This is a genomic window from Aquimarina sp. AU119, assembly GCF_900312735.1.
Lineage (GTDB): Bacteria > Bacteroidota > Bacteroidia > Flavobacteriales > Flavobacteriaceae > Aquimarina > Aquimarina algiphila.
The window spans coordinates 428,584-443,677 of record NZ_OMPF01000014.1; the positions used below are offsets into that span (position 1 = coordinate 428,584).

Annotated in this window: 12 protein-coding genes; 5 read left to right on the plus strand and 7 right to left on the minus strand. The window is 31.6% G+C overall.

The window, feature by feature from the left end:
• Positions 1–517 precede the first annotated feature (517 nt).
• The 4 genes from rpiB (at position 518) to DK442_RS12730 (ending at position 3,349) form a co-directional block, all read left to right on the plus strand.
• Positions 518–952: a ribose 5-phosphate isomerase B gene (gene rpiB, locus DK442_RS12715; RefSeq protein WP_109436255.1), complete on the plus strand. Its 435-nt coding sequence runs from the start codon at positions 518–520 to the stop codon at positions 950–952.
• A gap of 3 nt (positions 953–955) precedes the next feature.
• Positions 956–1,873, plus strand: a complete 918-nt coding sequence (locus tag DK442_RS12720; protein WP_109436256.1) for a cation diffusion facilitator family transporter — start codon at positions 956–958, stop codon at positions 1,871–1,873.
• 6 nt (positions 1,874–1,879) lie between these two features.
• On the plus strand, positions 1,880–2,323 hold the full coding sequence (locus tag DK442_RS12725) for a GNAT family N-acetyltransferase (protein WP_200825110.1): 444 nt from the start codon (positions 1,880–1,882) through the stop codon (positions 2,321–2,323).
• A 78-nt stretch (positions 2,324–2,401) separates the two neighbouring features.
• Positions 2,402–3,349 (plus strand): bifunctional helix-turn-helix transcriptional regulator/GNAT family N-acetyltransferase, encoded by a 948-nt coding sequence (locus tag DK442_RS12730; protein WP_109436257.1) that lies wholly within the window; start codon positions 2,402–2,404, stop codon positions 3,347–3,349.
• A gap of 9 nt (positions 3,350–3,358) precedes the next feature.
• On the opposite strand, the gene DK442_RS12735 is transcribed toward DK442_RS12730, so the two are convergent.
• From DK442_RS12735 to DK442_RS12765, 7 genes are all read right to left on the minus strand, one after another.
• Positions 3,359–4,981 carry a S41 family peptidase gene (locus DK442_RS12735; protein ID WP_109436258.1) on the minus strand — a complete coding sequence of 541 codons (1,623 nt, stop codon included), beginning with the start codon at positions 4,979–4,981 and terminating at the stop codon, positions 3,359–3,361.
• Between the two features lie 48 nt (positions 4,982–5,029).
• Positions 5,030–5,407 carry a ribonuclease P protein component gene (rnpA, locus tag DK442_RS12740; RefSeq protein ID WP_109436259.1) on the minus strand — a complete coding sequence of 126 codons (378 nt, stop codon included), beginning with the start codon at positions 5,405–5,407 and terminating at the stop codon, positions 5,030–5,032.
• 85 nt (positions 5,408–5,492) lie between these two features.
• Positions 5,493–7,325 (minus strand): M1 family metallopeptidase, encoded by a 1,833-nt coding sequence (locus tag DK442_RS12745; protein WP_109436260.1) that lies wholly within the window; start codon positions 7,323–7,325, stop codon positions 5,493–5,495.
• 8 nt (positions 7,326–7,333) lie between these two features.
• Complete coding sequence (locus DK442_RS12750) at positions 7,334–9,040, minus strand: S8 family serine peptidase (RefSeq protein ID WP_370444660.1); 1,707 nt, start codon at positions 9,038–9,040, stop codon at positions 7,334–7,336.
• Positions 9,024–9,884 (minus strand): MBL fold metallo-hydrolase, encoded by an 861-nt coding sequence (locus tag DK442_RS12755; RefSeq protein ID WP_109436261.1) that lies wholly within the window; start codon positions 9,882–9,884, stop codon positions 9,024–9,026. The genes DK442_RS12750 and DK442_RS12755 overlap by 17 nt, the downstream gene beginning before the upstream one ends.
• A 42-nt stretch (positions 9,885–9,926) precedes the next feature.
• Positions 9,927–12,191, minus strand: coding sequence for a SulP family inorganic anion transporter (locus tag DK442_RS12760; protein ID WP_109436262.1), 2,265 nt, complete (start codon positions 12,189–12,191; stop codon positions 9,927–9,929).
• A complete protein-coding gene (locus DK442_RS12765) occupies positions 12,192–13,049 on the minus strand; it encodes a universal stress protein (RefSeq protein WP_235010952.1) in 858 nt (285 codons plus the stop codon).
• A 135-nt stretch (positions 13,050–13,184) separates the two neighbouring features.
• Between DK442_RS12765 and DK442_RS12770 the strand changes: the two genes are divergently transcribed.
• Entirely contained in the window at positions 13,185–15,020 is a 1,836-nt protein-coding gene (locus tag DK442_RS12770; RefSeq protein ID WP_109436263.1) for a sodium:proton antiporter, read from the plus strand.
• The last annotated feature ends 74 nt before the right edge of the window (positions 15,021–15,094 follow it).

Sequence of the window (15,094 nt, forward strand, 5' to 3'; positions counted from 1 at the left end):
ATATTATAAATATCTTTTTCTTTTTTTAAAATTTAAAATTAATAATGATTATTATTATGTAGTGTGGATAGCGGTATAACTTTTCTAAATTTTATTTGCTTTTTAAGTAATATCAAATTTTCAGAAACATATAAACAGGATATCAATATACTAATTGCTTGAAAATCTTCTAAAAGTAAAATTTAATTAACAGTTGTTAATAGATTATAAACACATAAAATTTTTAATATTATTACGGTAAAACCGTAGTTCATAACATTGAGTTAATACCTGAAAACTTATCTAAAAAAAGACAAGTTAAAATTTTGATTTGTTGTTGAGTTGCTTGTATTCTAATAAAAATTTAGATTACCAAAAAAAGTTTCTGAATTTTAAGAACTATTTATGCACATCGTATGTTAACAGAAGGTTATGAGTTATTAACATTGAGGTAATATTGATTTAAATTATTGATTTTTTGGAGTTTACTTTTTTTGGATTGAATTATCTTTGTTCAAATAACGAAATCAACAAAAAAATGAAAATAGCTATTGGAAACGATCACGCAGGAACTGAATATAAATTTGCAATTGCGTCATATTTAGAATCTGAAGGTATAGAAGTTACAAATTATGGAACCGATGATAATTCTAGTGTAGATTATCCTGATTTTGTTCATCCTGTAGCAAAGGATGTTGATAGTGAGAAAGTTAATTTAGGAATTTTAATTTGCGGAAGTGGAAATGGAGTTGCAATGACAGCTAATAAATATACTAATGTTCGAGCAGGACTTTGTTGGACAAAGGAGATTACAGAATTGACAAGATTACACAATAATGCCAATATCGTATGTATACCTGCAAGATTTACATCACAACCACAAGCTATTGAAATAGTAAAGACGTTTTTAGAAACAAAATTTGAAGGGGGTAGACATTTAAACAGGGTAAATAAAATACCAATGTGCATCTAATATATGATAGAAAATCACGCTCATAATCATTCACATTCTGATCATGAACTCACTGGGCGTAGTTTATTATTTTCTATTTTTTTAAATATAGGCATTACCATTGCACAGGTCATAGGTGGTTTGCTATCAGGAAGTCTTTCTCTGTTATCAGATGCTCTACATAATTTTAGTGATGTAATTTCATTAATCGTTAGCTTTTTTGCTAATAGATTAGCAAAGAGGGAAGCGTCTATAAAAAGAACATTTGGTTTTAAAAGAGCAGAAATTATGGCAGCATTTATAAATGCTGCTTCATTAGTTGTTATAGCAATAATACTTGTTTTTGAAGCAATAGAAAGGTTACAAAACCCTCACAAAATAAGTGCAAATATTGTCATTATACTTTCTGTAGTAGCAATCTTAGGTAATGGATTAAGTGTGCTACTTCTAAAACAAGATAGTAAAGTAAATATGAATATGCGATCAGCATATTTACACCTTATTACAGATTTAATGGCATCTGTAGCGGTTTTGATAGGAGGATTGTTAATGAAATATTATCGACTGTTTTGGGTAGATAGCGTGCTTACTTTTGCAATTGCAATTTATCTAATTATAGTGGGCTATGATTTATTAAAAAGATCTTTCAAAGTGTTGATGTTGTACACTCCTGATACTATAGAAGTAAAGGAAATCGTAAACACAATTAATGCATTACCAAAAATTAAAAGTATCCATCATATACATGTATGGCAACTTAATGAAGAAGAAACACATTTAGAAGCTCATATAGATTTTAATAGTGATATACAGGTTTCAGAGTTTGGAGAAGTATTACATACTATTGAAGATGTTCTTCAGAAAAAATTTGGTATTAACCATGTTACACTTCAACCCGAATATGGTAAAGAAGATAATAAAGATATTATTGTACAAGACTAAGAAGATATGAATATTAAGTTTGAAGTTAAGCGATTTGATGAGCTATCGACAATAGAAATGTATAAAATTTTGCGCTTGCGCGCAGAAGTTTTTGTGGTAGAGCAAGATTGTGTATATCAAGATATTGATAATAAAGATCAAAAAGCACTTCATGTTATCGGATGGAAAAACGAAAATATAGTTGCATATACCAGATTATTTGATGCTGGAGATTATTTTGAAAAAGCAAGTATAGGAAGAGTTGTAGTTTCCAAAAATGAAAGACAATTTGGATATGGTCATGATTTAATAAAGACAAGTATTAATGCAATAGAAACCTATTACAAAACAAAACAAATTAAAATATCTGCTCAAACCTACTTAAAAAAATTCTATGAAACTCATAATTTTAAAAAGATAGGTGATGAATATCTTGAAGACGGAATCCCTCATATTGCCATGATAATTTAATTGATAGATACCTTACTACTTTTTTAAAATGTAGTATAAATATCGTATATTAGTTGACTTAGTCAACTAATAATTGTTATGAATAAAAAATACATTAGTAAAATAAGAGCTTTTAATAGATTTTATACCAATATAATAGGGCTTTTAGACACTCATATTTTAGACAGTAAATATTCTTTGCCTGAGGCTAGGATTATATTTGAAATTTATCATAATCCGGGGTTTACAGCATCAGATATTATTGAACTTTTGGATATTGATAAAGGGTATTTAAGCCGTATTTTAAAACGTTTTGAAAAACAAAAAATAATTTCAAAAACTGTTTCACTAACTGACAAACGAGTTTTTATGTTGCAATTAACCAAGTTAGGAGAAAAGGAATTCCTGAAACTTAATACCAATTCAGAGCATCAATTAAAAAGAGTATTTGCACATTTATCTCCTTTGGAGTCGCAAACACTTCTACAAAATATGGAGTCCATAAAAACATTGTCTAACAAGTCAAAGATCGCACTTGATGATATAAAAATAAGAACATATTTAAAACCAGGAGACTTAGGTTTTATTATATATAGACATGGAAAGTTATATGCTGAAGAATTTCAATATGGTATTTCTTTTGAAACTTATGTAGCTCGTGGTATCCACGAATTTTATCAATCTTATAACCCAGATAAAGAACGTGTTTGGGTTTGTGAACATAATGGTCAAATAATTGGATTTCTTTTACTTATGAAAAGAGAAAATAACAGTGCTCAGTTGCGTTATTTTTATATAGAAAAAAGATACAGAGGTATTGGTTTGGGTCGAAAATTAATGCAACTGTATATGGATTTTTTCCACTCCTGTGGATATACATCATGTTATTTATTGACAGCAGATGAACTAGAGACTGCAGCTTCTTTATACCTTAATCACGGATTTGAGTTAACAAAGGAAATAGAATCAACAACCTTTGGTAAACCAGTAACAGAGAGAAGGTATGATCTAAATGTTTTAAAAAATAAAAATTCTATCAAAAAATGATAAGACTACTTACTTCAAAATTTCGTTGTATTTCTTAGTGTTGTTAAGGATTTCTTGACTTTTAGCTACTTCGGGATTATGGGTTACATAATAATCATATAATCCCTCACGATAGAAGTAACGTTTGATAATCTCATCGGTAAGTAAATTAACGATCTCATTTTTGTGTTTATCTAATGCAGTCTGTTTAGAAGCATTTACAGAAGCAATTAAGGCATCATAAGAAGTATTTATACCTTGATCTAATTTTTCGCGTTCAGCTATTTTAAGTGCTTTTTCAAACGCTTTTTCGGTTTCTGTCTCAAAGTTAAAATCACTTTGTTTCACAAACTTTTTAAACTCTTCATAATCACTATCGGTAAATTTAAAATCGCCTGATTTTTCTAATTTATGAGCATAATAATACTTTGTTGCATACCCAAAAATAGCGTCTGATTTTAATAAAGCAGTAGTTATTTTACTGAATTTAGAGGTTTCTAATTCTATATCTGGTTGTATACCACCACCGTCATATACTGTTCTTCCATTTTTAGTTTTAAAAGCTTTAAAATCTTGCTCGTCAATACGAACAGCATTGTTGTTTTTGTCTCGATTCCAATAATCCAGAGCCTGAATACATCTGCCGCTTGGGGTATAATAGCGAGAAATAGTAATTTTTAACTGAGTACCATAAGTTAATTTTTTTGGTCTTTGTACCAATCCTTTTCCAAAACTTCTGGCACCAATAACTACTCCTCTATCTAAATCCTGTATACTACCAGCTACAATTTCACTGGCAGAAGCACTACGACCATTTACTAACACAACTAAGGGTATCTGAATATCAACAGGTTCTCGTTTAGTGAAATATTCCTTATTATACTTTTTTACTACTGATTTTGTTGTAGTGATAAGTTCTCCTTTAGGAACAAAGATATTAGTAACATTTATAGCTTCACTTAATAAACCACCAGGGTTACCTCTTAAATCAAGAACTACCTTATTTGCTCCTTTTGCCTTTAAATCATTTAGGGCATCAATGGTTTCACTAGAAGCCTTATTATTAAATTTTGACAAAACAATATATCCAGTATTATCGTCAAGTAAAGTATAAAAAGGAACAGCATCTACTTCTATTTCTTCTCTTGTAAGTACGGTGGCTTTACTTTGTCCTTGTCTGGTATAGATGATATCGACTTTGGTACCACTAGCTCCTTTTAGAAGTTCTCCAGCATCTTCTTTAAAATCTGCTACCTTGATATCTCCAATTTGTGTGATTTCATCTCCGGCTTTTAAACCGGCTTTATCTGCAGGATAATTTTTATATGGCTCTACAATAATGATTTTATCTTTTATTGTCTTTACAGAAGCTCCAATACCTGTATATTCTCCAGCGTTACGAATTTTTGAAGCCTCGACGTCTTGTTCATTCCAATATTTGGTATACGGATCTAGATCGTCTAACATAGCCTTAATAGCTGTATCCATTAATTCGGCTGGATTTGTTTCATCTACGTAGTTCATGTTTAATTCTTTAAACATTGTAGTGAAAATTTCGATCTGTTTTGCAATTTCAAAAAAATCAGATTTAAAACTAACCGTAGATAGTAAAACAACGACAGCAATAGCAGGATAGATGATTCTCTTCTTCATAGGTATTTTTTTAATGGATAAGTTTTGCAAACCATATAATGGTAATCATTATTTTGATGTGATCTCCTGTTCAACAAATTTTTGTAAAATTCCTTTTATTTTAAATTCAACTAATGAATATTCGGGTATTTCTTTACCTGAATATAAAAACATAAAAGTGAATTGATGAGTAGTGTTGGGTACAATATACTTATTTTTTCTATAACTTTCGCGTAATAAACGCTTTATAAGATTGCGATCCACAGCATTTTTAAAATGTCTCTTACTTACCGATACGCCTGCTTTTATTGTTACATTCTGTTCAAAAAGGGATTTTCTGTATACTAACCTAATAGGGTATTTTGAGATAGATTTTCCTTCAGAAAAAAGCAATTCTATCTCTTTTTTACTTTTTAATTTCTCTTTTTTATTAAAAGTAGCCTTCATGGGGCATTAAATGTAGTGATTATACTAATACTGATAAAAAAACCGGCTCTAAAGCCGGTTTCTTCTATAAAAATTCTTTTATAAATTATTCAGAAAAACTATTGTTACTAGGGTTTATATCAGCTAGTGTATTACTAATGTCTATAGTTATTGATTTGATTTCAGACTTTGATTTTGAAAGATCCAAGTAATAATTTGGATTAGTCCATGGCCAATCTGCTAAAACTGTACGTTTCATTGATGGAATTGGATTTGCTTTTTCTGCACGCATCATTCTTAAAGGTATATAAAATGACTCTATCGTACTGTCTTTGTATTCTACATAAACATCTAAAGGCATAGGCATTTGCCCAATTCGTTCTAAAACGACCTGAGTTCTATTATTATTTTCTGTTATTTCTTTAATACCATAATCAATAGTATTGGTAGTTTGAGTCCAATCGGTTAAATACCAATCTAATTGCATTCCTGATACTTTTTCTGCTACCCTCTTAAAATCATTAGGAGTAGGGTGTTTAAATTTCCAATCATCAAAATATCTTTTAATTGTTTTAGCAAGATTATCTTCTCCTATGATATACCCTAGTTGAGATAAGAAAACAGCTCCTTTAGAATATGCAGAAGCGCCATATGCGGCATTATGCATATAACGATCAGCTTGTGTAGTTTGTGGCTGTTCTATACCAGAAGTTGCTAGTTGATAATATCCGCCGTAAATTCCACGTAATGAATTAGGATTATTTTGCTTCATAACTTCATTCATAGCAAGTGTAGAAATATAACTAGTGAATCCCTCATCCATCCATTCATGTTTGGATTCGTTAGTTGCTAGAATATGTTGAAACCAGGAATGTGCCATTTCATGTGCAGTAACGCCAACCAAACTACCAAAGCTTCTTTCACCAGTAATTAATGTACACATTGCATACTCCATACCACCGTCACCACCTTGGAGGACAGAATATTGTTCGTAAGGGTATTTTCCTATTTTTTCACTGAAATAATTCATGAGTTCAACCGTTTTTGGTTGAAGATCTTTCCATTTATCAATAATTTCTTTATTATTCTTGTATAAAAAATGAAGCGTAGGTCCATTAGGAACTTTTACCACATCATGCAGATATTCTGGATCAGCGGTCCAAGCAAAATCATGAACTTTTGGAGCTTTAAAATGCCAAGAAAGTTTTTTTCCTTTTTTAGTAACTTTAGTACCCGGCTTTTCATAACCATGTCCAATCTCTTGTGGGTTTTGCAAATACCCCGTACCTCCTAGAACATATTTTTTATCAATGTTTATCGTTACATCAAAGTTACCCCAAACACCATGAAATTCTCTTGCTATATAGGGGTGAGCATGCCAACCCTCGAAATCATATTCTGCCATTTTTGGATACCATTGGGTCATCGACAATGCAATTCCTTCTTTATTGTTTCTACCAGAACGACGTATTTGTAAAGGAACCTGACCATTAAATTTCATTGAAAAAGTTGCTTTTTCACCAGGTAAAACGGGTTTATCTAATTTAACTTCGAGAACGGTACCAGAAGTTTCATAAGTAATAGGTTTTCCGTTTTGTGTTAAAGAAGAAACTTTGAGATACCCTATTTCATCAGGTTTAAGCTTACTTATTCTATTTCCAACCCTAGGGTCTGGATCAGGAAAATTAAGAGATCTAATATCCATTTCACTTCCCGGTTGAAATGCGTTAAAATACAAATGATAGAAGACCTGATATAAGGTATCTGGAGAATTATTAGAATAGATTAATTCTTGTGTTCCCTGATATTGAAAGTTTTCAACATTCATGTCCACTTTCATAGTATAGTCTACTTCTTGTTGCCAATATGAAGTATTATTTTGCGCAACTATAGTGTAGATTCCTATAAAAAAGATAAAAGCAATTTTTTTAATCATCATACTAAAAATTATTTAGACAATTTATCTGCCATAATAAAAGCATTATACAGATTCACCATTTTACCAGACTTGGATAAGTTTGAAAAACTTCCAACATTGGTTTGTTCACCACCAATAACCACAGAGGTTTTTGTATTTAATCCACTATCCATAAGTATTTGTTTTACTTGTGCTGCTTTAAGAGACGGAAAATAAGATCTAATTAATGCTGCAACACCAGCGACAGCAGGAGCAGCCATAGAGGTTCCTTGTAAATATTCGTAAGAATTGTTAGGAGTAGTAGACCAGATTTTAACTCCTGGAGCAAATGCATCTACATTGCTTTTTCCATAATTAGAAAAATCTGCGACAAGATTTGATCCGTACACATAATTTAAAGCACCAATAGTAATAAAGTTATCCGCTATTTCTGTGTTATTATCAGTTTGATCATTAGGGTATACTGCTTTTTGATCTAAGTCTGTTCCTTCATTTCCAGCAGCATTAACAATAAGCACATCCTTGGATGCAGCATAACGAATTGCTTCTCTAACCCATTCTGGATGTGTACTATAATATTTACCAAAACTAGTATTAATCACTTTTGCACCGTTATCTACTGCATATCGTAATGCTAGAGCTATATCTTTATCATACTCATCACCATTAGGAACTGCTCTGATAGCCATTATTTCTACATTTTGAGCTACGCCATTCATCCCTTTACCATTATTTCTTTTTGCAGCAATAATACCTGCCACATGGGTTCCGTGTTTTAGTCCTTCTTTTTTAGGATCAGGCCCCATCACATTACTGTTACCATATTTGGTATCTGTTATATCATCAACATTATCACCAACCACGGTTCTTCCATCAAACTCTGCGTTTAAATTATAATTTAGCTGTTCTGTAAAATGATCTATACCTTCTTTAATACTTTTTATAAAATCTGGTATGGTATCTCCTGGATCCATGAATCCAAACATTTGAGCCAAAAAAGCAACGTATTGTTGCATTTCTGCTGTTTTAGCTTCGGTTTTTAAAAGCTCTTCTTTAGAATAATCCTCTTTTCCTAGAGCAGCCGAAATAGCTTTATGAGAAGCTTCTGAAAGTTGTAGAATTTGTTCGTATTGTATTTTTTGTCCCGAATTTTCTTGATATTCCTTTTCGAATTCGGCTTTTGCCTCAATATAATTTTGATATTCACCTCGATCAACTTCTGCAACAGAAGCTAAAGTTTTACCAGTATATTTTGGTTTAAGCTTTTTCATAATTCTTACAAACTCCAGATTTTCATCTTCAGAATCACCTAAGAAGTTCCATCCGTGGATATCATCTACATATCCATTATTATCATCATCTTTTCCGTTTCCTTTGATTTCCTTTGGATTGGTCCAAACAACTTCTTTAAGATCTTCATGTTCTATATCAACACCACTATCGATAACACCAACGATTACCTTTTGTCCTTTTTTATTCTGAATAAGTTCAGTGTATGCTTTATTTACACTCATTCCCGGAATTGTATCAGATACTAAATCAAAAGAATTCCAATTCTTCAATTGATTTTCAGTAAGATCCATGTTTTTTAAAGGAATAGAATCAATATTTTCTATAGGAACAGAAATAATAGAGGGGCTACCACAACTTGCAAGAATCATTGATGAAGCAATAGTAACAAAAACTTTATTTGATGATAAAATCATTTGATTTTTTCTTTTAATTAAATATTTCATAGCAGGTAAAAACTTCTTTAAGACGTACACCTTTTTCTGTATGTCGTACGGTTATTATTTCATTATGAGCATCATGCTCCAGGAATAAATACCAACCATTTGTTGCGGCATTTTCAAGAAATAGCTTCTTTTCATCTAAGGTCAACAATGGCCTGGTATCATATCCCATCACATAAGGTAGGGGTATATGCCCGACTGTAGGCAGAAGATCTGCCATAAACACAATCGTTTTACCTTTGTACTCTATATGTGGGATCATTTGCTTTTCTGTATGTCCATTAACAAATAGTACGCCAAAACCTAATTCAGAGTTTTTTTGAAACGAAGTATCTGTTCTGGATATAAAGTTTAATTGACCACTTTCTTGAATTGGGATGATATTTTCTTTAAGGAATGATGCTTTTTCTCTAGCATTGGGTTCTACTGCCCATTGCCAGTGCTCTTCGTTACTCCATATTTTAGCATTTTTAAAAGCCAATTCATATCCAGTTCGAGCATTATTCCATTGTACCACACCGCCACAATGATCAAAGTGTAGATGCGTGATAAAAACATCAGTAATATCATCTCTGTGAAACCCTTTTTCTTTTAGAGAAGCGTCTAGACTATCATTGCCCCATAGCGAATAATGGCTAAAGAATTTTTCTGATTGTTTATCTCCCATTCCAGAATCAATAAGAGTTAACTTTTCACCATCTTCTATAAGCAAGCATCTTGCAGCAATATCTATAAGGTTATTTTGATCTGCAGGATTTGTTTTATTCCATAGTACTTTAGGAACGACTCCAAACATGGCGCCTCCATCAAGTTTAAAATTTCCTGCTTTTATTGGGTATAAGTTCATAATCAACTAAAAATCTTTGCAAAATAGAAAAAATGATAAGGATCAGGATTTAATTTTTGGACTTTTTAACACTATTTCGTTAGATTGTATACTAGATATAACTTTTTCTAAACGAGTTCCATAGTCTAGAAGTGCTTTAATCTCTTTAATACTTGCCAGGCGTTCTTTTCGCATTACTAATAAATAAATACCGTTACATTCTATATGATAATACGGGTTACTTTCAAAAAACAGGACTAGTTCATCTTTAAAAAATGATCTAATTTGCTCGGGATGTTCTCCCAAAAGATAAAATCGTTTAGAAAAATCAGGATGCCCCTGTATGTTAATGTCTTTGAAACCAGCAAATTTATATACAAATTCTAACAAACCTTCTTTGTCAAGTGTAAATTTAGGAATCTCAACTTTCAAGTTTATAGTTAAAACAGTTGTTCTGACAAGTGTTCTGGCGATAAACTCTCCTTCAGAAAACTCAATGTCTGAAATTTTGAAAATTGACTGAGTGTCGTAAATAGAATTGTTTATATAGTTAATTTTTTTGGTTTTAAAAAACACAAAATCTTGTACACTAGAAATATCAATATTTTTTTTTGGATCATACTGCCAAGAAAAATTAGATGCAATATGTTGTAGATCAACTTGTCTTTTGGTAAAATTAGATGTTGCGCTGATTTTAATTTTTTTGGAGAAAGGAATTAAACTTCTTACTGCGAGAGGATGTTCTGAAGAAGTGCCGTGAATATCAAGTCCAGTAATTTCAAAAGACCCTCCTTTTCGTTTAAAAGTTTCTTGATATCCTATTAAGCTTTCCTGTACTGTATAGTCTACAAAATCACAAAGCGAAAAATCTATAATTGCATCTTGAGTCTCAGGGATGGTATCAAGTCTTCTTTTTAGTTGTGAATAATTCATAAAGTTTGAAAAATTCTTAACACTCACAAAATAATTACCATTGATTTCTTCTTTAAACATAAGTACATTAGGCTTAAAAAGGTTTCTGGCAAAAAACATAACACTTTTATTTAAAATAAAATGTATGATAATAGTTGCTAAAATTCCGATTAGAATTCCTGTGATTAGATTGGTAGTTATTGTAGCAATAATAGTGGCAAAGAAAATAAGAAGCTGTTCTTTACCTATTTTTGCCACATCTTTCAGGTTTCTGGGAGCGGCTAGTTTATAACCTGTGTAGACTAAAATTGCTGCTAATGCTGTAAGTGGGATTCTTCTAAGTTGATCCTGAAACAAAACGACAAATAGAATCAGGAAAATAGAATGGAAGAAATTTGAAGTTCTGTTTGTCCCTCCATTGTTCACATTGACAGAGCTTCTGGCAATTACTGTAACTACATTGAGACCACCAATAAAACCACTAACAATTGATGCAATCCCTAATGCTGTTAGATCTTTATTTACATTAGATCTTCTTTTTACCGTATCTAACTTATCTACAGCTTTTATACTCAATAATGATTCAATACTTGATATTAATGTAATGGCAAGTACTACACTTATAAATTTTAAGTCAAAAAGCAAAGAGAAATCAGGAGAAGGAAAATTAGAAAAAACGTCATCAGGCATCTGAACCAAAAGTGAAGTATCTATGGGATAAGGCTGACTAGAAAAAATTTCATAATAATAACTTAAACCAATGGCCAAAAGAACAATCCACATAGGTGCAGGAACTAATTGAAAATATTTGTTCCTGATCTTGCCATAAAAAACCATTATAAGAAAGCTTATAATTCCAACCAGTGCTGCAATAGCAACAGCTCGGTATTCTGGGTTAAAGAGCACTAAAATACTATCTGGAATACTAGCCAATAAGGAAATGGTATCACCTTTTATACTTGTATTAGCAAGCATAACATGAAACTGTTTTGCGAAAATACTTATTCCTATGGCTGCTAACATACCCTGTATAGCAGAAGAAGGAAAATAATCACTTAAAATGCCTAATCGTAATTGACCTATTATAATCATTAATGCACCAGAACAAATAATAGCGGCTAAAGTAAAAAGATACCCTTGAAAGACATCACCATTTGCAAGGGTGGTAATAGCGCCAAGCAAAACAACCACTAATCCATTCCCCGGGCCCGTTATGGTAACATTAGAACCTCCAAAAATACTTACAATAATCCCTCCGGCAACAGCTGCAATTATTCCAGAAATAGGAGGCGCTTCTGAAGCTAATGCCAAACCTAATCCCAAAGGCAGAGCAATTAATGAAACCACAAAACCAGAAAAGATGTTTTTTGGCAACTGCGATATAAAACCAGATGTTGTAGTGTTCGTCTTTTCCATTTATCTCATTATTAGAACATCTGTTGGTAATTCTGATAGAATATGTTCGATATCATGAACAAAAATACGGTCCAAAAACGTAGTTCTATCTGGAGCGTTCATAATGAGTAAATCTGCCGCAACGACTTTTGCATAATGCCCAATTGAATATCCTCTCTTTCCAAAAATGGATTGCGTTTTAATTAAAATACCACTTTTAATATCTTCAGGTACATCATTAAGAATATGCTGTACTCTAATATCTTCTTTTTTTGCTAATTGTTCTTTTATTAGCGTGTCTTTAAGTAAAGATTGGTCATCTTCTACTACGATTTTAACTTCTTGATGAGAAATTTCTTCTATGATTGTGAGTTTTTGTGCACCCAAATTTTGTGCAACTTCAAAAGAATCAATGATGGTTTGCTTTGTTTTTTTATCCTTAAGACCATTGACCACAATGTGATTACAAGGCCTCAAATCTTCTGAAGGTTTTATAATTAAGAGTACAGAGCAATGTGCATTTCTAGTAATTTTTCGAGCAATTGATCCTATGTAGAATTTAAGAAAATCCTCTCTAGGGATAGCCCCAAGCATAATAAGATTTGCTTTATGTTGTGTAGCAGTATCAATAATAACGGTTACAGGATCACCTTGTTTCCAAATAATAGTTACTTTTTCATCATCTTCAGAAAACCCTGAAATTAATTCTTTAATTTTTTCTTCTTTTTCCTGTGTTTTCTCTCCAACATGGACTATAATCAATTTTGAATCAAAAAAATCGACCATCCGCATGGCTTCAAAAATATTGTTTTTTAGATTAGGAGAAAAGGCTACGCCAATAAGAATAGTATTAAATTTATGATTGAATAATTCGTTCAAGACCGTTTTTAAATTTTTAAATTTTAAGTGGGGTAGAATATAGACTTAATTTTTGAAACCTGAAAATAGCATTTATTTCTACTGTGTTTTAAAAAATAATGATCTTTCTTGTATATATTTGGGTAAAGACAAATCATGTTAGAACTAGCAGGAATAATTATTTTAGGGATTTTGGCACAATGGGTGGCTTGGAAATTTAAAATCCCAGCAATTTTACCATTGATTTTAATCGGACTTTTGGTAGGTCCTTTTGCCACGTTATATACAAGTGATGGGACCAAACTGATACAACCAATCTGGAATGGTACCAAAGGTTTGTTTCCTGGAGAAAGCTTGTTTTATTTTGTGTCTCTCGCTATAAGTATTATTCTTTTTGAAGGTGGACTTACCCTTAGGAGAAGTGAAATTTTTAATGTAGGGCCAGTGATTATAAAATTAATTACAGTTGCTGTGGTCGTTACATTTTTTGGAGCAGGATTAGCTGCACACTTTATTTTTGAACTCTCATGGCCCATTTCATTCTTATTTTCTTCATTAATTATTGTAACAGGTCCTACTGTTATAACACCAATTTTAAGAAATATACCTCTTAAGAAAGATGTATCTGCAGTACTGAAATGGGAAGGGATTTTAATTGATCCTATAGGGGCCTTAGTAGCAGTTTTAGTTTTTGAGTTTATCAGAGTAGGAGGAGGCGAAGAATTTACGTTTACAGCATTAATAGAATTTGGTAAAATAGTATTATTTGGTTTTACCTTTGGTTTTACTTTTGCACACGGACTTGCTTTTTCTCTAAAAAGGAAGATTGTTCCTCATTATTTGTTAAATGTAGTTACATTAGCCACAGTATTAGGTGTATTTGTATTGTCTGATGTTTTTGCTCATGAATCGGGACTACTTTCTGTGGTAGTCATGGGAATGGTGCTGGGAAACATTAATCTTCCTCATATAGATGAGATTTTATATTTTAAAGAATCACTTAGTGTTCTTTTAATTTCAATATTATTTATTCTTTTGTCTGCAAATATTAATATTGAAGATTTACAACTAATATATAACTGGGAAGCAGGTTTACTTTTTATCATTGTCGTTTTTCTGGTTAGGCCATTGGGAGTATTTCTAAGTTCAATAAATTCGGGACTCAAAATCAAAGAGAAACTTTTTATTAGTTGGGTAGGTCCAAGAGGTATTGTTGCTGCGGGGATTGCTTCATTATTTGGGTTAAAACTGTATAAAGTAGGTGTGCCAGGAGCAGAGTATATTACTCCTTTAGTATTTATGATCGTACTTGGAACCGTTTTACTTAATGCTACAACAGCACGTCTTTTTGCTAAATTAGTTGGGGTTTTTCTTAAAAAATCAGATGGGATTCTAATCATTGGCGCCTCCAAAGTTTCTAGACTTATTGCAGTATATATCAAAAAAAATAATCGTCATGTAGTATTGGTAGATAGCAATAGGGATAATATAAAGAAAGCAAAAGATCTTGGTCTAGAAGCAGTGGAAGGAAATATTTATGGAGATCAACTTAAGGATAACATCGAATTAAATGACATAGGATATCTTATGGCACTTACCGGAAATAGTGATATTAATAAGTATGCAATAGATAAATTTAGAGACCAATTTGGGGAACATGGATCATTTAGATTAATTACTACAGAAGAGATGAAAGACCCAAAAAACAACCCTCAGGAGGGATTATTTTCTCATACAGATGATTATTATAAACTTATTGAGCTTGCCGAAAAATATCCTGGAATTCAGGAAATACAAATCAAAGATAAAAATCATTACAAGGTCATCATAGAACTAACCAAAGAAGACCCAGAAATTATCCCTTTATTCATTAAAGATAACGTTAAAAATATTAGAATTATATCATCGCACAGTGAAGAAATAGAGAGAGTAGAAGATGGTAGTTTTTTAGCATATATAGGTAAACCTATTGATATAGAAGTAGTAAAATAAAAATATTGATTTTTGATATCCCGCTCTAATATACTGTCTTTCAAAACATGAAAGATATCCCTTTATAAAACCCT